18 protein-coding genes, 2 tRNA genes and 2 rRNA genes (1 of these 22 running past the window's edge) are annotated in these 22,349 nt (G+C 37.8%); 17 read left to right on the forward strand and 5 right to left on the reverse strand.

What is annotated here, in order from left to right:
• The 9 genes from HUW50_RS10685 to tsaD form a co-directional block, all read left to right on the forward strand.
• Positions 1-2,788 (forward strand): 23S ribosomal RNA (locus HUW50_RS10685); it begins 143 nt to the left of the window's first position.
• 80 nt (positions 2,789-2,868) lie between these two features.
• Positions 2,869-2,984 (forward strand): 5S ribosomal RNA (gene rrf / locus HUW50_RS10690).
• A 40-nt stretch (positions 2,985-3,024) separates the two neighbouring features.
• Positions 3,025-3,101 (forward strand) — tRNA-Met (locus tag HUW50_RS10695).
• A gap of 3 nt (positions 3,102-3,104) precedes the next feature.
• A tRNA-Asp gene (locus HUW50_RS10700) sits at positions 3,105-3,181 on the forward strand.
• 213 nt (positions 3,182-3,394) lie between these two features.
• Positions 3,395-4,378 carry a thiamine-phosphate kinase gene (thiL, locus tag HUW50_RS10705; protein ID WP_066335720.1) on the forward strand — a complete coding sequence of 328 codons (984 nt, stop codon included), beginning with the start codon at positions 3,395-3,397 and terminating at the stop codon, positions 4,376-4,378.
• A gap of 15 nt (positions 4,379-4,393) precedes the next feature.
• A complete protein-coding gene (gene tsaE, locus HUW50_RS10710; RefSeq protein WP_066335715.1) occupies positions 4,394-4,867 on the forward strand; it encodes a tRNA (adenosine(37)-N6)-threonylcarbamoyltransferase complex ATPase subunit type 1 TsaE in 474 nt (157 codons plus the stop codon).
• The gene (gene tsaB / locus HUW50_RS10715) at positions 4,848-5,537 is read left to right on the forward strand and encodes a tRNA (adenosine(37)-N6)-threonylcarbamoyltransferase complex dimerization subunit type 1 TsaB (RefSeq protein WP_066335712.1); all 690 of its coding nucleotides are present in this window, start codon (positions 4,848-4,850) and stop codon (positions 5,535-5,537) included. Before tsaE ends, tsaB begins: the two co-directional genes overlap by 20 nt.
• Before the next feature lie 13 nt (positions 5,538-5,550).
• Positions 5,551-6,003: a ribosomal protein S18-alanine N-acetyltransferase gene (gene rimI / locus HUW50_RS10720; protein WP_260445674.1), complete on the forward strand. Its 453-nt coding sequence runs from the start codon at positions 5,551-5,553 to the stop codon at positions 6,001-6,003.
• Positions 6,000-7,022, forward strand: coding sequence for a tRNA (adenosine(37)-N6)-threonylcarbamoyltransferase complex transferase subunit TsaD (gene tsaD, locus HUW50_RS10725; protein WP_066335702.1), 1,023 nt, complete (start codon positions 6,000-6,002; stop codon positions 7,020-7,022). The genes rimI and tsaD overlap by 4 nt, the downstream gene beginning before the upstream one ends.
• Positions 7,023-7,627: 605 nt before the next feature.
• Here the strand turns inward: tsaD and HUW50_RS10730 are convergent.
• Positions 7,628-9,565: an ABC-F family ATP-binding cassette domain-containing protein gene (locus tag HUW50_RS10730; protein ID WP_185653897.1), complete on the reverse strand. Its 1,938-nt coding sequence runs from the start codon at positions 9,563-9,565 to the stop codon at positions 7,628-7,630.
• 384 nt (positions 9,566-9,949) lie between these two features.
• On the opposite strand from HUW50_RS10730, the gene moaC reads away from it, so the two are divergent.
• The 4 genes from moaC (at position 9,950) to tatC (ending at position 12,278) form a co-directional block, all read left to right on the forward strand.
• Positions 9,950-10,444: a cyclic pyranopterin monophosphate synthase MoaC gene (gene moaC, locus HUW50_RS10735; RefSeq protein ID WP_066335697.1), complete on the forward strand. Its 495-nt coding sequence runs from the start codon at positions 9,950-9,952 to the stop codon at positions 10,442-10,444.
• A 195-nt stretch (positions 10,445-10,639) separates the two neighbouring features.
• Complete coding sequence (locus HUW50_RS10740) at positions 10,640-11,284, forward strand: redox-sensing transcriptional repressor Rex (protein ID WP_066335693.1); 645 nt, start codon at positions 10,640-10,642, stop codon at positions 11,282-11,284.
• 23 nt (positions 11,285-11,307) lie between these two features.
• A complete protein-coding gene (locus HUW50_RS10745; protein WP_066335688.1) occupies positions 11,308-11,502 on the forward strand; it encodes a twin-arginine translocase TatA/TatE family subunit in 195 nt (64 codons plus the stop codon).
• Between the two features lie 17 nt (positions 11,503-11,519).
• A complete protein-coding gene (tatC, locus tag HUW50_RS10750) occupies positions 11,520-12,278 on the forward strand; it encodes a twin-arginine translocase subunit TatC (protein WP_066335685.1) in 759 nt (252 codons plus the stop codon).
• A 4-nt stretch (positions 12,279-12,282) separates the two neighbouring features.
• Here the strand turns inward: tatC and HUW50_RS10755 are convergent, their stop codons facing one another.
• Both HUW50_RS10755 and HUW50_RS10760 read right to left on the reverse strand, forming a co-directional pair.
• Positions 12,283-12,486: a YdiK family protein gene (locus HUW50_RS10755; protein WP_066335683.1), complete on the reverse strand. Its 204-nt coding sequence runs from the start codon at positions 12,484-12,486 to the stop codon at positions 12,283-12,285.
• Complete coding sequence (locus tag HUW50_RS10760) at positions 12,483-13,217, reverse strand: CPBP family intramembrane glutamic endopeptidase (protein ID WP_066335682.1); 735 nt, start codon at positions 13,215-13,217, stop codon at positions 12,483-12,485. Before HUW50_RS10760 ends, HUW50_RS10755 begins: the two co-directional genes overlap by 4 nt.
• Positions 13,218-13,548: 331 nt before the next feature.
• On the opposite strand from HUW50_RS10760, the gene groES reads away from it, so the two are divergent.
• The 3 genes from groES to HUW50_RS10775 all read left to right on the forward strand — a co-directional run bounded on the left by groES (position 13,549) and on the right by HUW50_RS10775 (position 16,825).
• A complete protein-coding gene (gene groES / locus HUW50_RS10765) occupies positions 13,549-13,833 on the forward strand; it encodes a co-chaperone GroES (protein ID WP_026561982.1) in 285 nt (94 codons plus the stop codon).
• Between the two features lie 57 nt (positions 13,834-13,890).
• A complete protein-coding gene (gene groL, locus HUW50_RS10770; RefSeq protein ID WP_066335680.1) occupies positions 13,891-15,528 on the forward strand; it encodes a chaperonin GroEL in 1,638 nt (545 codons plus the stop codon).
• Positions 15,529-15,802: 274 nt separating this feature from the next.
• Positions 15,803-16,825, forward strand: a complete 1,023-nt coding sequence (locus HUW50_RS10775; protein WP_066335725.1) for a DUF3231 family protein — start codon at positions 15,803-15,805, stop codon at positions 16,823-16,825.
• A 296-nt stretch (positions 16,826-17,121) separates the two neighbouring features.
• Here HUW50_RS10775 and HUW50_RS10780 read toward each other — a convergent pair whose 3' ends face one another.
• A complete protein-coding gene (locus HUW50_RS10780; protein ID WP_066335675.1) occupies positions 17,122-18,291 on the reverse strand; it encodes a DUF4317 domain-containing protein in 1,170 nt (389 codons plus the stop codon).
• Between the two features lie 301 nt (positions 18,292-18,592).
• Here HUW50_RS10780 and HUW50_RS10785 point away from each other — a divergent pair, with 301 nt between their 5' ends.
• The gene (locus tag HUW50_RS10785) at positions 18,593-19,480 is read left to right on the forward strand and encodes a DMT family transporter (RefSeq protein WP_185653898.1); all 888 of its coding nucleotides are present in this window, start codon (positions 18,593-18,595) and stop codon (positions 19,478-19,480) included.
• Between the two features lie 221 nt (positions 19,481-19,701).
• On the opposite strand, the gene HUW50_RS10790 is transcribed toward HUW50_RS10785, so the two are convergent.
• Positions 19,702-22,221, reverse strand: coding sequence for a tetratricopeptide repeat protein (locus tag HUW50_RS10790; RefSeq protein ID WP_185653899.1), 2,520 nt, complete (start codon positions 22,219-22,221; stop codon positions 19,702-19,704).
• Between the last annotated feature and the right edge of the window lie 128 nt (positions 22,222-22,349).

Consider the following 22,349-nt stretch of genomic DNA (forward strand, 5'->3'; position numbering starts at 1 on the left):
AGTAGTATTTTTACCTGAATACATAGGGTAATAAAGGCAGACCCGGGGAACTGAAACATCTAAGTACCCGGAGGAAGAGAAAGCAAACGCGATTTCCTGAGTAGCGGCGAGCGAAACGGAATTAGCCCAAACCAAGAGGCTTGCCTCTTGGGGTTGTAGGACACTCTATACGGAGTTACAAAGGAACGAAGTAAATGAAGAGGTCTGGAAAGGCCCGTCAAAGAAGGTAACAACCCTGTAGTTGAAACTTCGTTCCCTCCTGAGTGGATCCTGAGTACGGCGGGACACGAGAAATCCCGTCGGAAGCAGGGAGGACCATCTCCCAAGGCTAAATACTCCCTAGTGACCGATAGTGAACCAGTACCGTGAGGGAAAGGTGAAAAGCACCCCGGAAGGGGAGTGAAATAGATCCTGAAACCGTGTGCCTACAAGTAGTCAAAGCCCGTTAATGGGTAATGGCGTGCCTTTTGTAGAATGAACCGGCGAGTTACGATCCCGTGCAAGGTTAAGTTGATGAGACGGAGCCGCAGCGAAAGCGAGTCTGAATAGGGCGAAAGAGTACGTGGTCGTAGACCCGAAACCAGGTGATCTACCCATGTCCAGGGTGAAGTTCAGGTAACACTGAATGGAGGCCCGAACCCACGCACGTTGAAAAGTGCGGGGATGAGGTGTGGGTAGCGGAGAAATTCCAATCGAACCTGGAGATAGCTGGTTCTCTCCGAAATAGCTTTAGGGCTAGCCTTGAATTTAGAGTCTTGGAGGTAGAGCACTGATTGGACTAGGGGCCCCCAACGGGTTACCGAATTCAGTCAAACTCCGAATGCCAAAGACTTATATTCAGGAGTCAGACTGCGAGTGATAAGATCCGTAGTCAAGAGGGAAACAGCCCAGACCACCAGCTAAGGTCCCAAAGTATACGTTAAGTGGAAAAGGATGTGGAGTTGCTTAGACAACCAGGATGTTGGCTTAGAAGCAGCCACCATTTAAAGAGTGCGTAATAGCTCACTGGTCGAGTGACTCTGCGCCGAAAATGTACCGGGGCTAAACGTATCACCGAAGCTGTGGACTGTTCTTTTAGAACAGTGGTAGGAGAGCGTTCTAAGGGCTGTGAAGCTAGACCGTAAGGACTAGTGGAGCGCTTAGAAGTGAGAATGCCGGTATGAGTAGCGAAAGAGGGGTGAGAATCCCCTCCACCGAATGCCTAAGGTTTCCTGAGGAAGGCTCGTCCGCTCAGGGTAAGTCGGGACCTAAGCCGAGGCCGAAAGGCGTAGGCGATGGACAACAGGTTGAAATTCCTGTACCACCTCCTCACCATTTGAGCAATGGGGGGACGCAGAAGGATAGGGTAAGCGCGCTGTTGGATATGCGCGTCCAAGCAGTTAGGCTGACAACGAGGCAAATCCCGTTGTCACATAAGGCTGAGCTGTGATGGCGAGGGAACTATAGTACCGAAGTTCCTCATTCCACACTGCCAAGAAAAGCCTCTAGCGAGGTGAGAGGTGCCCGTACCGCAAACCGACACAGGTAGGCGAGGAGAGAATCCTAAGGTGAGCGAGAGAACTCTCGTTAAGGAACTCGGCAAAATGACCCCGTAACTTCGGGAGAAGGGGTGCTTTTTAGGGTGAATAGCCCGGAAAAGCCGCAGTGAATAGGCCCAGGCGACTGTTTAGCAAAAACACAGGTCTCTGCGAAGCCGCAAGGCGAAGTATAGGGGCTGACGCCTGCCCGGTGCTGGAAGGTTAAGGGGAGAGGTTAGCGTAAGCGAAGCTTTGAACCGAAGCCCCAGTAAACGGCGGCCGTAACTATAACGGTCCTAAGGTAGCGAAATTCCTTGTCGGGTAAGTTCCGACCCGCACGAAAGGCGTAACGATCTGGGCACTGTCTCAACGAGAGACTCGGTGAAATTATAGTACCTGTGAAGATGCAGGTTACCCGCGACAGGACGGAAAGACCCCGTGGAGCTTTACTGTAGCCTGATATTGAATTTTGGTACAGCTTGTACAGGATAGGTAGGAGCCTGAGAAGCCGGAGCGCTAGCTTCGGTGGAGGCGTCGGTGGGATACTACCCTGGCTGTATTGAAATTCTAACCCACAGCCCTTATCGGGCTGGGAGACAGTGTCAGGTGGGCAGTTTGACTGGGGCGGTCGCCTCCTAAAATGTAACGGAGGCGCCCAAAGGTTCCCTCAGAATGGTTGGAAATCATTCGTAGAGTGTAAAGGCACAAGGGAGCTTGACTGCGAGACCTACAAGTCGAGCAGGGACGAAAGTCGGGCTTAGTGATCCGGTGGTTCCGCATGGAAGGGCCATCGCTCAACGGATAAAAGCTACCCCGGGGATAACAGGCTTATCTCCCCCAAGAGTCCACATCGACGGGGAGGTTTGGCACCTCGATGTCGGCTCATCGCATCCTGGGGCTGTAGTCGGTCCCAAGGGTTGGGCTGTTCGCCCATTAAAGCGGTACGCGAGCTGGGTTCAGAACGTCGTGAGACAGTTCGGTCCCTATCCGTCGTGGGCGTAGGAAATTTGAGAGGAGCTGTCCTTAGTACGAGAGGACCGGGATGGACGCACCGCTGGTGTACCAGTTGTCTTGCCAAAGGCATAGCTGGGTAGCTATGTGCGGAAGGGATAAGTGCTGAAAGCATCTAAGCATGAAGCCCCCCTCAAGATGAGATTTCCCATAGCGTAAGCTAGTAAGATCCCTGAAAGATGATCAGGTTGATAGGTCTGAGGTGGAAGCGCGGTGACGTGTGGAGCTGACAGATACTAATCGATCGAGGACTTAACCTAATAAAGGCGTTAAATGAAGTGAATTGAATTGTGAATCGTTATCTAGTTTTGAAGGAATATCCCTTCAACTTAATATTTTATCTGGTAATGATGGCGAAGAGGCCACACCCGTTCCCATGCCGAACACGGAAGTTAAGCTCTTCAGCGCCGATGGTAGTTGGGGGTTTCCCCCTGTGAGAGTAGGACGTTGCCAGGTGATTTCTTAAGTTAATTAATAACTAAATACTTTTTATTATCGCGGGGTGGAGCAGTCTGGTAGCTCGTCGGGCTCATAACCCGAAGGTCGCAGGTTCAAATCCTGTCCCCGCAACCAAATGGTCCGGTAGTTCAGTTGGTTAGAATGCCTGCCTGTCACGCAGGAGGTCGCGGGTTCGAGTCCCGTCCGGACCGCCATTTTTTGATTGTTACGAAACATAGATGTTTCGTTTTTTTTATGTCCTTTTTTAATTACCTTTGAGCAAAAAAAATTGTAATGCCAACATAAAGATAAATGTGATACGATAGAATGTGAAAAACTTGGATAAACTACAACTATTAGCTAAACTAAAAAGAGATCATTCCTTAGGAAACAATTCCTAAGGTTTTTTCATAATTTAGGAGAAAGACATGGATGAATTTGATTTTATTAGTAAAATAAAACCCAATCGAATATTTCAAGAAAATGTAAAAGTAGCAATTGGTGATGATGCTGCTGTTTATGAGCCTTCAGTTCATAAAAATCAAGTAGTATGTGTTGATTCAATGGTAGAAGGTGTACATTTTCTTAAAACTTTATCTTCTCCGCGAGAAATTGGTTATAAGTCGTTAGCTGTGAATATAAGCGATATTGCAGCAATGGGCGCAAACCCTATCTATTATTTGGTTTCTATTGCTATTCCATCTAGTTGGGAAGAACATGAGCTTTTAGAGATATTTAAGGGAATGCAAGAGCTTGCGGAAATGTATCAAATGGATTTATTAGGCGGTGATACGGTTTCTACTGCAGACAAGCTTACTATAACAGTTACAGTTATTGGTGAAGTAGAACCCAACGTACTGACGCTTAGAAGTAATGCTAGAGATGGAGATATCGTTTTTGTTACAGGGAATATTGGAGACTCTTCTGCTGGATTAGCTGTATTATTAGACCAAGTAGCGATTGAAGATAAAAAGAATAAGAATTATCTTATTAATCGTCATAAGAAGCCAATTCCACAGGTTAAAGTGGGTAGGCTTATCGCAAAACTGGAAAGAGCTTCTTTAAATGATATTAGTGATGGTTTAGCAAGTGAGCTTCATGAAATTGCTGATGCAAGTCAGTTAGGAATAGAAATTAATGAAATTGATCTTCCAGTTAGTAGTGAATTGCTCTTATTAAAGAATTTTAATGATATAAACAAGTGGATCCTTTTTGGTGGTGAGGATTTTGAGTTAGTTGGTACTACCTCAATAGAATCATGGACTGAATTAAAACAAGCATGTGATGAGCAAATGATTAAAATTACCAAGATTGGCCTGGTTACTTGTAGCCATTCTGGCGTTTTACTAAAGAGAGAAAATCAAGAAGTGATAAAGCTTGAAAAGTCTGGTTACAACCACTTCAATAGATAAGTAAGGTGAGTAAGAGTGGAAGAATTCGAATTTAGTACAAATAGCTCTGAAGAAACATTAGAAATTGCAAAGCGCCTTTCTGAAAAGGTGAAAAAAAGTGATGTTGTGACACTTGAAGGGGATTTAGGTGCAGGAAAAACAACATTTACAAAAGGTTTAGCAAAAGGTTTAGGAATAAAGCGCAATGTAAACAGTCCGACTTTTACAATTATTAAAGAGTATAAAGATGGAAGATTGCCTTTATATCATATGGATGTTTATCGTTTAGAGGACGCTGATGAAGATTTAGGCTTTGATGAGTATTTTCATGGAGATGGAATTACAGTGGTAGAGTGGGCACATCTAATAGAAGACCAATTACCAAGTGAACGATTGGATATAAAAATCTTATATGTAAATGATTCAACAAGGAAAATCATGATGACTCCATATGGTTCTCATTATGTTGAAATATGTAAGGAGTTAAGCAATGAAAGTATTAGCAATTGATACGACCAATTATGTGCTCGGAATAGCGTTAGTCGATGAAGGAAATGTAATTGGTGAGTATATTACAAATTTGAAAAAGAACCATTCTGTACGTGCAATGCCAGCTATAGATAGGTTACTAAGTGATTGTGACGTAACCCCGCAGCAGCTTGATAAAATAGTGGTAGCTACTGGTCCTGGATCATATACTGGGGTTCGTATCGGGGTATCAATCGCGAAAACAATGGCATGGTCTTTGAAAATCCCAATAGTAGGTGTCTCTAGTCTAGAAGTGTTAGCAGCAAACGGAAGATATTTTAATGGATTCATTTCTCCTATATTTGATGCGAGAAGAGGCCAAGTTTATACTGGCTTATATCAATATGCTAATGGAGGATTAGTAACAATTAAAAACGATCAAAATCTTTTACTTGCTGATTGGCTAAAAATACTTGAGGATAAAAAGGAACGGGTTTTATTTGTAGGTAATGACGTTGTGATTCATAAAGAAACAATTGTTAGCACGTTAGGAGATATGGGTGAATTTGGACAAGTTACGTTAAATAACCCGAGACCAAGTGAACTAGGGTTAATTGGCTTAACAAAAGAAGCGTCAGATGTCCATTCCCTTGTTCCAAATTATATCCGACTAGCTGAAGCAGAAGCAAAATGGCTAGAACAGCAAAAGTAAGATGGTGGAGAACTTGGATAATAGGTTTACGATAAGAAAGATGCAAAGAGAAGATGTTGAAGAGGTTTATCAAATCGAATTGCTTTCATTTTCAGCACCTTGGTCGAAAGAGTCATTATTTTATGAACTCGAGCAAAATTTATTTGCAAAGTATTTAGTAGTGGAATTTGAGGGGAAAGTGATTGGCTACTGTGGCTTATGGGTGATTATGGATGATGCACAAATTACAAACATAGCAGTACACCCCGATTATCGTAAAATGAAGATTGGTGAAGCTCTTCTAAGGTTTTCAATCCAGTTAAGTAAAGAAATGAATGCAAAACGGTTATCCTTAGAGGTAAGAGTTTCTAATCATATTGCACAATCTTTATATAAAAAGGTCGGGTTTTTATCAGGTGGAATAAGAAAGAGATATTATACAGATAATCAAGAAGATGCTTTAGTAATGTGGGTGAATTTAGTATGAATCGAACAGATCAATATATATTAGGTGTTGAAACAAGCTGTGATGAAACAGCTGTAGCTATTATTAAAAATGGTCGTGAAATCGTAGCAAATGTAGTAGCCTCACAAATTGAGAGTCATAAGCGATTTGGAGGTGTAGTCCCTGAGATTGCTTCTAGACACCATGTTGAACAATTAACAATTGTCTTTGAGGAAGCAATGAAACAAGCGAACCTTGACTTTAATGACTTATCAGCAATTACAGTAACTGAAGGACCAGGTCTGGTTGGTGCCTTATTAACAGGGATTAATGCCGCAAAAGCATTAGCATTTTCCCATGGTATACCACTTATAGGTGTTCATCATATAGCCGGCCATATTTATGCAAATCGTCTTATTAAAGAGTTAGAGTTTCCGTTATTAGCTTTAGTGGTATCAGGTGGGCATACTGAGCTTGTTTATATGAAAGAACATGCTAATTTTGAAGTGATCGGTGAAACATTGGATGATGCAGCCGGGGAAGCATATGATAAGGTTGCAAGAACTTTAGGGCTCCCTTATCCTGGTGGTCCACATATTGACCGATTAGCACATGAGGGAAAACCAACAATTGATTTGCCAAGAGCTTGGTTAGGTGCAGGATCATTTGATTTTAGCTTTAGTGGACTCAAATCAGCAGTTATAAATACGCTGCACAATGCAAAGCAAAAGGGAATAATATTGGAAGCTAAAGATGTTGCTGCTAGTTTTCAAGCAAGTGTTATTGATGTGCTCGTGACAAAAACATCACAAGCTGTGGATAAATATCCTGTAAAACAACTGTTACTAGCTGGTGGTGTTGCAGCAAATAAAGGCTTGCGTACAGCTTTAGAAAAAGAGTTTTCTTCAAGGGATGGGTTAGAATTAATTATTCCACCTTTGTCCCTCTGCACAGATAATGCAGCAATGATTGCGGCTATTGGTAGCGTTCTATATGATAAAGGCATTAGAAGTGATTTAGCTCTAAATGCGAATCCTGGACTTGAATTAACATCATATTAAAAGGTGGCTCAATTGGGTCATAACCTTCCTAGTTTACTTATATATAGATCTTTTACCTTGTATTGATCTATATATTGAGCTGAAGGTATGATTGAGTCACCTTTTTTATATGTAAATAAGAGTTATGAACAAAGTTATCCACAGAATATGCACGATATTTGTAGAATTGTGTAAAACGAGTAAAAATCCTGTCATATCGGCATAGTTTAGGTTGTGTATAACTAGGATAGTTTTTAGATTTTTTGTGGATAATGTGTATAAGTCTGTTGATATGTTGGAAATAAAGGAATTATAGTGTGGATAAAAGTAAAGAAAACCTTACTGATCTCTCTATTATTATCTAGGCGTTAAAAAAATGTCGAAAGATATATGTAACTCACATTTAAAGTAAAAAACAGCGAAGTTGCTTCGCTGTTTTTTTTTAAAGTAAAGAAGTATAACTTTTATACTTAGTTTTGGTGTCTAGCTCCAGCGCCTAGCGCCTAGTGAACTTCACACTCCTTATACGCTAAGTCAACATCGAATCGCTAACGCTCTTCGTGTTTCCTTTATCTCATACGGAGTGCTCTTGTTTCTCGTCGCTGAGCAAGCCGCTTCCGCTTTTCTTAGTGTAACTCTTCCCATTCATTCATTAAATTTTCTAGCTTTGATTGAAGAAGTTCATTCTCAGAGTTAATTCTTTGTACTTCTTCATGATTTTGATAGATGTTTGGATCACAGAGAAGAGCTTCATTTTTTTCAATTTGTTCCTCTATATGACCTATCTCAGCCTCGATCTCTTCTATTCTTCGTTGCTTCTGTCTTTCAAGCTTTTTTTGTTCTTTTTCTTGTTGATAGGAAAGTTTACCTTCTGGCTGTGCTGTCATCACCTTTTGAGAAGCTGATTTCCCCCCAGCCTCCTGTTCTAACCGTTCTAGCTCTAATTGTTCTTCCTTTTTAGTTAGGAAATAATCATAGTCTCCTAAGTACTCTCTCAAATGATTAGGTGAGAGTTCAAATACTTTTGTAGCGATTCTATTGATAAAATAGCGGTCATGTGAAACAAATAAAATTGTTCCAGGGTAATCAATTAATGCGTTTTCTAAAATTTCTTTACTATCTAGGTCAAGATGATTTGTCGGTTCATCTAGAATAAGAAAGTTCGCGTTTTGAAGCATTAGTTTTGATAGTGCAAGTCTCGCCTTTTCTCCACCACTGAGAGTTGAAACAGACTTTAAAACATCGTCACCAGAAAATAGAAAGTTTCCTAGAACTGTACGAATTTCCTTTTCCGTCTTCTGTGGATATTCATCCCAAAGCTCGTCCAGCACACGCTTATTAGATGTTAAATCTGCCTGCTGTTGATCGTAATAGCCAATTTGCACATGGGAGCCAAGGGCAAATGAGCCAGTTAATGAGTCAAGCTTCTGAACAATAGATTTGAGTAATGTAGATTTACCAATACCATTTGGACCAACTAGTGCGATACTATCACCACGTGAAATAGAAAAGGATATGTTTGAAATGACAGGATGAACCGAGTCATATGAAACAGAGATGTCTTTAGCCTTTAAGACATCATTTCCACTTTGTCTTTCAATATCAAATTGAAAGTTGGCTGATTTTTCGTCACCAAGTGGCCTATTCATTAAATCCATTTTCTCTAACTTTTTTCTTCTGCTTTGTGCAAGCTTAGTTGTCGAAGCACGGGCTAGGTTACGTTGGATAAAGTCTTTTAACTTAGCTACTTCTTCCTGTTGTCTTTCATAGCTTTTAAGCTCTTTTTCGTAGTTTTCTGCTTTATACTGTAAGTAGCTGCTGTAATTACCGAGATATTTTGTACTCGTATGTCGACTAATCTCGTATACTTGAGTTACAATTTTATCCAAAAAGTATCTATCATGAGAAACAATTAAAATCGCTCCAGGGTAGTTTTGCAAGTATTGTTCAAGCCATGTCAAAGTTTCAATATCTAAGTGGTTAGTTGGTTCATCTAATATTAAAAGGTCAGGGCTTGTTAATAGTAATTTCCCTAGTGCGAGGCGGGTTTTTTGGCCACCACTCAACGAAGATATTTTAGTACCTGGATCAAACTCGCTAAATCCGAGTCCATGAAGGATAGATCGAATATCAGCTTCATATTGATATCCACCGTTTTCTTTGAATTTCACTTGTAAGATGTCATATTCTTTTAGGAGTTTCTCAAATTTAAGTGATTCATGGGCAGGGTCAACTGTTGCCATTCTTTGCTCAACAAGTCTCATTTCCTTTTCCATTAACTGAAGCTCTTTAAATACTAAATTCATTTCTTCCCATATTGATAATTGAGATTCTAATCCCGTATCTTGAGCTAAGTAGCCGATTGATACATCTTTTGGTTTAATGATATCACCAGAATCATGTGACATGACTCCAGCAATTATTTTTAAAAGGGTTGATTTTCCGGCCCCATTACGTCCCACAATGGCAACTTTGTCTCTTGTTTGTACTTCTAGCTTAATATTCGATAAAATAGGGTCAGCGCCGAAATATTTACTAAGTTGATTTATTTGTAACAATATCATTGTTTTCACCTCTACTAATGCTTTAAGTTTAGCTTAATAGGGACATATGGGCAACAAAGATACAATAGATATCTATATTGTTGGACGGAGTGTTCTTTTTCTACGTCTCTTAGCAAGGCGCTTGCGCTTTTGTTCTCGTTTAGGAAATTATAAAATTCTTAAACTGTGGATAAGCGCACGAGATTCAGCTCCAGCGCCTAGCCCCTCGAGGTCATAAGCTAATTTAGAATTGAAGGCAAAGAACGCCTTCTATTCTAAATCATCTTATGCTTGTCGGGGCTGTTCAAGGCGCTTGCGCTTTTGGTCTATCCATATAATTGTCACAATAACAAACAGACAGATTTTAAAAAATAGTGTATAGTCTACGTATAAGGAGATATGAATATGTCAGAATTTACCCATTTTAATGAGCAAGGCAGAGCGAAAATGGTTGATATCTCTGCAAAAGAAATAACAGTTAGAACAGCACGTGCAAAGACAAGCATTCAAGTGACAAAAGAGGTATATGAAAAGATCACCAATCATGAAATTGGAAAAGGTGATGTATTATCTGTTGCACAGGTTGCTGGTATAATGGCAGCTAAACAAACATCAAATGTCATCCCTATGTGTCATCCTATTCCAATTAAAGGTGTAGATATTGAGTTTGAATGGGAAAAAAGTGATAGTACATATATACTTTTGATAAGTTCAACTGTAAAAACAAAAGGCAGTACAGGTGTCGAAATGGAAGCGTTAACCTCTGCAAGCATTTCAGCGCTTACAGTTTATGATATGTGTAAAGCTGTGGATAAAGGGATGGTTATCGGACCAACCTATCTAGTAGAAAAAACTGGTGGCAAAAGTGGAGATTTCATCAGGGAAGATATAATGAGCTAGTGAATAACAAATAGTTGATTGATAAAACATCTTAGTTAAAAGCAACTAGTTCTTTGCAATAAATATTTATTATGTTGCGCCGTTCACGCCGCCATATTGGTGTTGGGCTTGTAGTTATACACAGTTCTTCCCTTCATTTTGGATGGTGACGTTGGTACGTCATAGCACGTTTTGTATGAATGTGAGGGATAAAGAGTGAATATAGAACAATCTAAAATTCCGCAGGCAACCGCTAAGCGTTTGCCTTTATATTACCGGTTTTTAAAAAATTTACACTCATCTGGTAAGCAGCGTGTTTCTTCTGCCGAGCTAAGTGATGCTGTAAAGGTAGATTCTGCCACTATTCGGAGAGATTTCTCATATTTTGGTGCGCTAGGTAAAAAAGGGTATGGTTATAATGTGAATTATTTGTTATCCTTTTTTAGAAAAACATTAGATCAAGATGAAACAACGAAGGTATGTTTAATAGGTGTCGGTAATTTAGGGACAGCTTTTTTACATTATAATTTTACCAAGAATAATAATACTGTTATTTCACTTGCATTTGATGTTGATAATAAGAAAATTGGAACAGAAATTGGTGGAGTTCCTGTCTATGATTTAGATCATCTCGAAGAAATTATTCCAGAGGATGTAACTGTAGCAATTTTAACAGTACCTGCAACTGTCGCTCAGTCTATTACTGACAGACTTATTGTCAAAGGAATTAAAGGGATCTTAAACTTTACTCCGGCTAGATTAAATGTTCCAGATGAAATACGGATCCATCATATTGATTTAGCGGTTGAGCTTCAGTCGTTAGTTTATTTTTTAAAACATTATCCTAATGAAGATAAATAATAAAGACAGGGAGGTGGATTTCGATGCCAACACTTGGATTCGGAAGCCTATTATTAATTGCATTTGTTGCATTACTTATTTTTGGACCAAAAAAGTTACCTGATCTTGGTAAAGCAGTAGGTAATTCATTACGTGAATTTAAAAATGCAACAAAAGGTTTAGCAGATGATGAAGAAGATGATGTGAAAAAGATAGAAAAGAAGGACGAAGTCAAGTAAGATAGGATGAAACCGATATGAAAAATAATGAAATGTCGGTCATTGAACATATAACAGAGCTTAGAAAACGACTTGTTATTGTTGTCGTTTTCTTTTTCATAGCTATTATTGCTGGCTTTTTACTTTCAAGACCGATTATCGTTTATTTACAGCAAACAGATGAAGCAAAGAATTTAACACTAAATTCGTTTAATTTAACAGATCCATTAATGGTTTACATGCAATTTGCGTTTCTTATTGCATTTGTCATAACGTCACCTGTTATTTTGTATCAGCTATGGTCGTTCGTTAGTCCGGGCTTATACGAGAAAGAAAGGCGCGTTACTTTAAGTTATATCCCAATGTCACTAGGGTTGTTTTTTGTCGGGGTTTCCTTTTCATATTTTATCTTGTTTCCATTTGTGGTTGATTTTATGGAAAGGATCTCGAATGATCTAGAAGTTAATCAAGTAATTGGAATTCATGAATATTTTACTTTTTTATTGCAGCTAACTGTTCCGTTTGGGCTGCTGTTTCAGTTACCTGTAGTTATTATGTTTCTTACAAGATTAGGAATTGTTACGCCGATGTTCTTATCTCAGGTGCGAAAATATGCCTACTTTGTTCTACTTGTCATTGCGGCACTTATTACACCACCAGAATTAACATCACATTTAATGGTTTCGATACCGTTGTTTATTTTATATGAAATTAGTATTTGGGTATCCAGAATTACATATAGGAAAGCTCAGAAGCTAAGGTTCGAGGAAGAGAATGCAAAAAATGAGACTGAATAAAGTCTCATTTTTTTTTGTTCATTTTTTTGATTTTACTAGATAGGATAAACATTCTAATTGCCACTCCGATATCAAAGGTTGCAATTAGAATTAAAACGATTGTCGGAAAAGAAAAAATTCCATTTTCAGCACTGTTAATTGCTAAATACGTAAACAGCAACCCCATCGTTAAATAAAAGAATCCCATGGATATAGGGTTTGTTCTCATGTTAAAAGGCCTCCAATAATAACTTGCACTTGCTGCATGTCTTCAACTTGCTTCATCATTTTTTCAATGTCCTCACGAAATACAGTTTGAACTATGATTACCATCGTATTCATTGCCACATGGGCAAAGATAGGTACTATGATCCGCTTTGTTTTTACATATAAAAAGGCAAAGGTAAAACCCATCGACGCATATAAAAGAAGGTGCTGAGGCTCACCATGCAAAAGCGAAAAAAGAAGTGAGCTGATAAGGCCAGCAATGATAAAGTTCGTCCTTTTATATAACACACCAAAGATTATTTTTCGGAAAATGATCTCTTCTAATATCGGTCCGATAATTGAAGTAACAATAATGACTAATGGTGTTACTTCGATGACACTAACAATCATTTCTGTGTTTTCTGATCCAGGCTCTACACCAAATAGATTAATTTCGATGTTTGCAGCAAGGCTCTGGGCGAAAATAGCTAATAAGAATCCGCCAATTGCCCAACCGACAGAAGCGCCAACAGATGAAGGTTCCCCGCGAAGTAAACTCTCATTCTTACGTTCTTTCCTTAATAAAAAGAGAATAATGATAAACGCAAGGGTAAAGCTAAAGATTGTCCAATATGCAAATCTTTCAACCTGTGTAGCTCCTATATCTAAATAATGAAATAATCTGATCCCAGCAACCCCTGAAAGCTGCATGAGCATATATGTTAATAAAATAAACCAATAATGCTTTTTCATAGAGGCCTCCTTCATTTGACTAATGATGTGATATTTGACAGAACATCTGATCACGGAATTGAACATGGGCAAAATTAATCAAACCCTATTGTATCATACCTTTCAAATATCATATGTATGATAACTATGGTGAATTAATCAAAAGATGTTTATTGTATTTACAATTTAGACATAATCTTTTAGGCAAGTTCTTCAAAAAAATTTTAACTTCAGACTTGAAATTAGAAGAGATCTTATATAATATAATAATTGTGTTAGCACTCAAGGACAACGAGTGCTAATAAAAAGGAAAAATAATCATTTTTTAACGAATTTGAGGAGGTTGTTTCACTTGTTAAAGCCATTAGGTGATCGCGTTATTATCGAGTTAGTTGAATCAGAAGAAAAAACTGCTAGTGGTATCGTCCTTCCAGATAGTGCGAAAGAGAAGCCACAAGAAGGTAAAGTAGTAGCTGTTGGTACAGGTCGTGTATTAGATAGTGGAGAAAAAGTAGCTCTTGAAGTAGCAGAAGGCGATCGTATTATCTTCTCAAAATATGCTGGTACTGAAGTGAAATATGAAGGTACAGAATACTTAATTTTACGTGAAAACGACATTTTAGCTGTTATCGGTTAATAGAAACAGCACACATATCATAGAAAACATTTAAAACTTTGAGGAGGTCTTGTAAAAATGGCTAAAGATATTAAATTCAGTGAAGATGCTCGTCGTTCAATGCTTCGTGGTGTTGATGCATTGGCAGATGCTGTTAAAGTTACATTAGGACCTAAAGGACGTAACGTCGTATTAGAAAAGAAATACGGTTCTCCTTTAATTACAAATGATGGTGTTACAATTGCGAAAGAAATCGAATTAGAAGATGCTTTCGAAAACATGGGTGCTAAGCTTGTTGCTGAAGTTGCTAGCAAAACAAACGATGTTGCTGGTGACGGTACAACAACTGCAACTGTTTTAGCTCAAGCAATGATCCGTGAAGGATTAAAGAACGTAACTGCTGGAGCAAATCCAATGGTTGTTCGTAAGGGAATTGAAAAAGCAGTTGCTGTTGCTTTAGAAGAGCTACAAGCTATTTCTAAACCAATCGAAGGTAAAGAATCTATTGCACAAGTTGCTGCAATCTCTTCTGCTGATGAAGAAGTAGGTCAATTAATCGCAGAAGCAATGGAACGCGTTGGTAACGACGGAGTTATCACAATTGAAGAATCTAAAGGTTTCTCTACTGAATTAGAAGTAGTAGAAGGTATGCAGTTTGACCGTGGTTATGCATCTCCATACATGGTAACTGATTCTGATAAAATGGAAGCAGTTCTTGAAAACCCATATGTATTAATCACTGATAAAAAAATCACAAACATTCAAGAAATCTTACCTGTTTTAGAGCAAGTTGTTCAACAAGGTAAGCCTCTATTATTAATTGCAGAAGATGTAGAAGGTGAAGCATTAGCTACTCTAGTAGTTAACAAACTTCGCGGAACATTCAATGCAGTAGCAGTAAAAGCACCTGGCTTCGGTGATCGTCGTAAAGCAATGCTTGAAGATATTGCGATCTTAACTGGCGGTGAAGTTATCACTGAAGAATTAGGTTTAGATCTTAAATCTGCTAATATTGATCAATTAGGCCGTGCATCTAAAATTGTTGTTTCAAAAGAAAATACAACAATCGTTGAAGGTGCTGGAGAAGCTGAACAAATTGCAGGCCGTGTAAGCCAAATCCGTGCTCAATTAGAAGAAACTACTTCTGAATTTGATAAGGAAAAATTACAAGAACGTTTAGCTAAACTAGCTGGCGGTGTAGCAGTAATCAAAGTTGGTGCTGCAACTGAAACTGAATTAAAAGAGCGTAAACTACGTATCGAAGATGCTCTAAACTCTACTCGTGCTGCAGTAGAAGAAGGTATCGTTTCTGGTGGTGGTACTGCTCTAGTAAATGTATATAACAAAGTAGCTGCACTTCAAGAAGAAGGCGATACTCAAACAGGTATCAACATCATTCTTCGTGCACTTGAAGAACCAGTTCGTCAAATCGCACACAATGCAGGACTTGAAGGGTCTGTTGTTGTTGAGCGCTTAAAGAAAGAAGAAGTTGGAATTGGCTTCAACGCTGCAAACGGCCAGTGGGTAAACATGTTTGAAGCTGGTATCGTTGACCCAACTAAAGTAACTCGTTCTGCGTTACAAAACGCAGCTTCTGTAGCAGCAATGTTCTTAACAACTGAAGCTGTTATCGCTGACAAGCCTGAAGAAGGTGGCGGCGGCATGCCTGATATGAGTGGCATGGGTGGTATGGGTGGTATGGGCGGCATGATGTAAAAAACATCATAAAGCCTTGATATATAGGGATTTTTAAGAATAAAATTATAATTTTGCCCATAGGTAGGCAAAAAATGCTCACTTTTTTCTCGAAAATCACCATATCAGAGAAGGTCTTTCATCAGTTTACAACTGGTTGGAGGCCTTTTTTTCATTTTGGCGGTCATATGAGCGTAGATATTCAATGTAACATATCACTTTACATAAAATTAAATCTTAACGGTAATCCTAAACAAAAATGCGTGAAAGGGGATTACTGATGGATTTAAATCCAATGGATATTTTAAAACCCATTAATTTAAGCACAAAAGAATTAGATGAATCTCAATCTTTAACATCAGTTGAAATGGGTAAACTTTGGGCTACTTATAATGGAAACAGCATGTCTATTCAAATCCTAAATTATTTTCTTCAACATTGCAATGATGAATATATTAAGACGCTATTGGAAAATGGTATAGCATTAAGTAGGGATTTTATACAGAGGATAGAAGGTTTTTTTAAAAAAGGTAATTTCCCAATACCTGTAGGATTCACTAATGATGATGTAAATCTAGGTGCCCCACGTTTATACGAAGATGTATTTTATGTACACTATTTGAAATATGCAGCTAAGGCAGGGCTTAGTATTTACGCCGTAGCAATTCCATTAGTAATGAGGGAAGATATAAGAGAATTTTTTGTTTATTGTATGCAATCTACAACTATCTTCTTGGGGCAGATAAATGAGGTTTTATTTGAAAAGAAATTAATTTCAAAGCCTCCTATTATTCCAACACCTGAAGGAACTGATTATATTCAAAAACAGAATTACTTAAAGGGTTTTGTTGGTGATATCCGACCATTACATGCATTAGAAATTACTCATCTTTATGATAACATTGAAAATAACACAACAAGTAAGGCATTATTATTGGGATTTCATCAGATCGTTAAGGATGAAAAGATAAAGGCTTTGTTTAAACGAGGTTTAGACATGACTGATAAAGCAGTTAAGCAGTATATGGAAAAACTTCATAAAGAAAACCTATTATCACCGTCATTTATCGACCATTTAGTCACAACGTCTACATATCCACCTTTTTCCGATAAAATAATGTTATTTCATAAGGTTGACATGTTCTCCATGAAAATAAGGTCGTTTGGAAATTCACTAGCGGTAAATGGAAGAAGAGATATAGCAATGTTATATGGAAGAACTCTCATAAACATAGGATTGTTTGTTGATGATGGTGCAAATATTTTAATTGATAAAGGGTGGATGGAATCACCTCCTAAAGCATATGATCGGACTTAACTATTAGCCAATTTGCAAGCTTCATGGCTATTTAGGTATTTTAGAACGTTAATGGAAGCATGCTTAAACAAGCTAATCGCTTTTTTGCTTAATTTTATAAAACAGCTTGTGAAATTAACTCTCTGAGAGGTAAGTATCTGTTAATTTTAAAAAATTCAATCATCTGAAGAAAATTTCTTTTAAGATTTTTGGTTGCTCACAAAAGAAGGTTCTAAAGCTTCTTCCTTTAACCAAGAAAGAAACTTCAGAACCGTGCCATTCTTTAGTTCGCATTGTAACCAACAAATCTTGTTTATTTAGTTCCCACCAAAAGCTTCTGGAATCATCGTGAAGCCTTCAATGACAGTATCTTCTTCCACTTCAATCATGAGGTAGCGTTTACCACTTAAATGAACTTGTTTGACGTATCTTAAATCTTGTGGACTAATAGAAATGTTCGCTATTTTCGTGTTGATTTTAATTGATTTTGAAGTATATTTCGGGATGACGCTACTTGCTTTTAACTCATATTTGTCATCATCAATTACTTTTTGGAAGGCTGTTTCTACCTTTTCCCCATTTATATCTTCAAGGCCGCTTATCTTTAAAACACGTTCAATGTCTTTGGAGTCTAATTTTGGTTGTTCTTCTTCTTCATTTTCTTCTATCATACGGTTAATCTCTTCATACACATTAGAAAGAGTAGATGTATTTAATTGATCTCCTGTTGCTTCTTTAATAATTTCCTCAAAAACAATTTTGTCATCTTTTGCAGTCATTGTTTCTTCGCCATTTAAAACTTCCTCGATGAATTGGTGATCCGGCTCATGTACCTTTCCAGATGAATACAGAATGTGGTTGACATCTGCTACATTATCGGTAAAACAAGGAAATAGAAAACCGGCGATTGGAGCATTAAGGTTAATAATTGGGTCGACAACAAAACTGTACTTGAACTCTCTCTCGACATAGTCAAAAAGCAATTCTTTTTTTGGTTCTTGTGTATTATTTAGACTGCACAGAATGAATGGATGGGAGTAAACGGTATCTCGTTCACTTATCTCAGCCTCTTCATTTTTTCGTTTTGTTGGCTTTAAATATTCACCACGAATGAATGTAATGACAATATCCATCTCGTATTGTTGATTTACAAGCATTTTTCCTACAATTTTTAACATTTGCTCTTTCCAACCGTCCAAATCGCTGAGTAATCCTTGATGCAAAATTAGCTGACTGTTATTTTCAGCATCACGTTGAAACTTTAATTCAAAGAGCTTTTCATCCAATTGGCCGGCAAGTAATTTTTTAAAGTTATTCAAAAATAACTCTTGTTGATCTTGGTCAAGCATTTCAAAAGGTTGACTTTGGTGATGATAAATGTCACTTGATTCCTTCATAATATATACATTAAAAATTTCGGAGATCTTGAGTAAATCATTATTTATTTTGAATTGTTTTCGAATCTGAGCTATGTCTTTTTTGTTCATGACTAAATACACTCCTAAGCTTTACCTGATTTGTAAATTAGAAGGTAGAGAGTAAATCATTACTGAATTGATTTGCTCTCAACATCCTTGAAAGTATCATTTATTTTAACATAAATTGTTTTATATAATTAGGTGTACTTAAGTGTGAAGGGAATTTGCTTCCGAGGTATAGAGAGTCTAAAAAGTTCTAGAAAGTTCTAAAATATTTTGAATAGAGTTGTATTTTAAATGGAAAAGTGTCAAATTTGAATTTTTTATTATCGTTAGATATATTGTTCTAATGACACGGGGGGAATCATGAATGAATAGATTGATGCTTTTTTTATGTATTGTATGGGGTTTTAATTTTGTTATTATGAAGCTGGGCAATGATGTGTTCCCACCTGTTTTGTTTGCAGCCTTTCGGTTTTTGCTTGGGGCAATTGTACTTTTTGGGTTAACCTATATTAAAAAAATCCCGCTGCCAGGTAAACGGGAACTTAAATGGTATATTCTCTGCGGCTTTCTGCAGACAACTTATTTTAACATTGCTATCCAAATTTCATTAAATTATATAAGCGCGGGGCTTACTTCTGTTTTAACCTATAGTATGCCATTGTTTCTTTCACTTATGGCAAATTATTTCATTCCTGGAGAAAAATTGACTGTAAGTAAAATCATTGGAATCTCGATTGGAATAGTAGGGTTGTTTTTAGCAATGGATATTCAGTTTGGAGGAAATATATGGGCTCCCATTCTTGCGTTAAGCTCTGCAGTAACATGGGCGCTATCAAGTTTAATATTCAAAAAGAAATTGCAAGGCTGTGACACTGTTCAATTTACTACATGGCAAATGGGAGCGGGAGCTATTGGCTTGTTTATGTATTCAATTAGTTTTGAACATGGCCAGTCACATTGGAGTCTTATGGCTGTAGTATACCTTTTATATTCCGGGATTTTGGCCTCTGCATTAGCTTTTGTTATATGGTCTCATATTCTTTCTAAAATGGAAGCCAGTAAAGCATCAATTTCTTTGCTAATTGTACCCGTAGTTGGTACTCTGTCAGGAATACTATTTTTAAACGAAGATTTGAATGCTATTACATTGATCGGAATCATTTTAGTGCTTTTAGGAGTTTGGCTAGTGAATTATACAGGTTCTGCCCGTATCTCATTACAAAGTCATCCATTCTTAAAGGTGAAAAAATAGTGTTGGGTGGGGATTTTTCAGGAGTTAACCTATAAATCTTCAATGGTAGTATTAAAAATTATATTATCTAAACACACTAAATCTCTTTTATTGTAAATATAAAAAAGCATGAGTCTATTCCGATATTGAACTCATGCCTTGAAAGTTGTTAAAACTAAATTTGATTTTAAGAGATAAAACCATAAAGAATCGCCTAAAAATGCTATAATTATGGCTTCTATTTAACTATTTTCAATGAACTCATTAAGCAGTTCCACTTCTTTTCGAATACTAATGGTTGGTTCCCATGAATCGATAAGGTTGATAGCCTTTTGATTTGATTTTTGTGCTTTTGTATAATCTCCTTTGCGTGATAACAATAGGGCAATTCCATAATGATAATAGATTAACTCAATCTGATTCGCTTTATTTTTGTCATAAAGAATATGATTAAAAGTGGCTTCTGCTTTCTCAAATTCGTTACAATTCACATATGCGATACCTAGATTAAAATATGCTTCAATGGTTTTTTCGCCGCCATACATTGTGCTGATTTCATTGGCCGCTTCGTATAATTGGATTGCCTCTTCATCTTTTCTACGCAATAAGCAAAGGTCTCCACGAACTAATAAAACTCTATGTTGAATAATCGGGGTAGTCGATATATTTTTTACTTCCTCTAGAATAGCTTCTGCTTTCTCTGAATTGCCTACTTTTAAAAACAGTTTCGATTTTAATGCGAGTCCCCAAACCTTTAAATCGTAGACATCCGTGTGGTGCGAATTCAATTGCTCTAGTATCTTAAGCCCACTTTCTATTTGAAGTAGGGCTCCATCCGAGTCATTAACCTCCATAAGTGCCCAGCCTACTGTGTCAATTCGAAAAAAGGCTTCTAGCGTATTTTTACCCAATTGATTGGCGTAATCAGCAGCTTTAAGTCCAAATTCGATCCGTAACGGCAAGTTAATCCGGCTTAAAAAGTGACTAATACGGGTTACCAGTTCAATTAATAGCTCCTTTTGTCCAGTTTCACTTGCCCACTTTATGACCTTAAGTATGTTTGGCCATTCTTTTTTCATTTGCTCCAAATCTCGACCAAGCAAATAACTCCAATAAATAGAATTTGGTTGCTCTCGTTTTAAATGAGTTTCTAAATAGTTGATATAATATTGTCCCCATCGATTGCGTGCTTCCTTCTTAAACTCTTGATTTTCGGACAGGTGTTGTTCGCCATATGCAACAACGGTTTGATGTCCAAAATAATGTATTTTTCCCTCTATACGCTCTGGTTGAATCAGTGCATAGGTCCGCATCTGTTCAACAGCATAACGAAAATTCCGAGCATCTAATCCCGCGGCTGCAGCCCAACTCTCTTCATCAGGAGGTTTACTAAAAAAGCACAGCACTTGCCATAGACGTCGGGTATCTTCATCACATCGATTCCATGTTCGTCCGAAAAGGAAATCAAATAATTCTAACAGTGAGTAGCCAGCTTTACCTAGATCCCGAATAAGTTGTTTTGCAGGAATGTCATCATCTGCAATGTAGGCAATGCTAAGCGCCATAGCTTTAGGATTACCGGCAGTCGCCAAAATTAGCTGGTGCTGAATTTCAGGGGAGATATTCAATAACTGTTCCATCTTTTCTCGTTTGTTTGGAGAATTACACGTTTTTAAATAACGATGCACTTCGTAGGATAGAAAATCAAGTGCTTCAGCTTTTTCAAGACCCATTAGTTGAATGGTAGCCATTTCCTGAAAAACTTCTCTATATTTTTGGTTTAAGTTCTCACGAGATGTTAGGATTACTTTTACACCTTGAGGTAGGTTGGTAATGAATTCGTGAATTTCGCGATCAGCAGTATCAATGCTGTCTACAATGAGCAATACTGGTTCTTCCCTAGAGTAATTTGCTAATGCATTACGTACAACAAAACGTTTTTCATTAATCGATTTATCTATTTGTTCAACGCGTCCAAGCTGATAGGCGATTGTATTTAAGAAATCGCTAAAGGTTATCCCTTTCCAATCAGCACTGACCCAAATGATACAACTAAATGTTGGCCAACCTACGTCGGCACGAATAGATTCTCCAAAGGGATTCCCAGTACAGGAGTATGCTACTTCAAGTGCTATCGTCGTTTTTCCCATTCCAGCCCATCCGGTAATTAAACATACTGGGGAGGGAGAAAGCATCCACTGCTGGATAGCCTCCAAGTCAAATTTCCGTCCGATGAAGTTCCCTGACCAACGTGTTGGTAAGTTATGTATCAATGGTTGTTCCTTACTTGTACTATTTTCATAATTTGACATATCAAACAATCGTTTCATGACGATCTCAATATCTTCATCAAGCGGTGCACCGAAGGTCTTATCATTTTGTAACGTTTTTGCTTTTTTAAGGCATGAAGCTACCCACACAGGTAATGCAGGTTTTATGACAGGGATGGTAGTCGTCTCCAGTATTTTTGTAAACCACTGTATATTCATGTCACTTTTTTCAAGAATGATCCAGATAATGCCGAATAGTTTTCCGTCGTCAATCCGCCCAGGAATATATTTTTGGCCCATTTGCCCTAGCCAGCTTTTAATGGTGTTAGAAGATACCCCCAGATAAGCAGCGATTTTATCTAAATAAGATTGTCCTGCTGAAATTTTTTCGTTTTTTATCCTGCTGATCTTATATTCAGGATGGAGCTTTAATGACTTCACACCAGATGATAACAATTCTGCAAACTTTTTCTGGTCTTCAAGTTCTGCCATAATCTACACACCTCCTTTACTCTTTATTTTATCAATTCATGTCTATTTGTATATGAAAAATCAAAAAAGTACAGTGTAACTGTACTTTTATACAGTATAAAAAGCTACTGAACCTTCAGGTGAGAATG

The sequence above is a fragment of the Metabacillus sp. KUDC1714 genome, assembly GCF_014217835.1.
Taxonomy (GTDB): domain Bacteria; phylum Bacillota; class Bacilli; order Bacillales; family Bacillaceae; genus Metabacillus; species Metabacillus rhizosphaerae.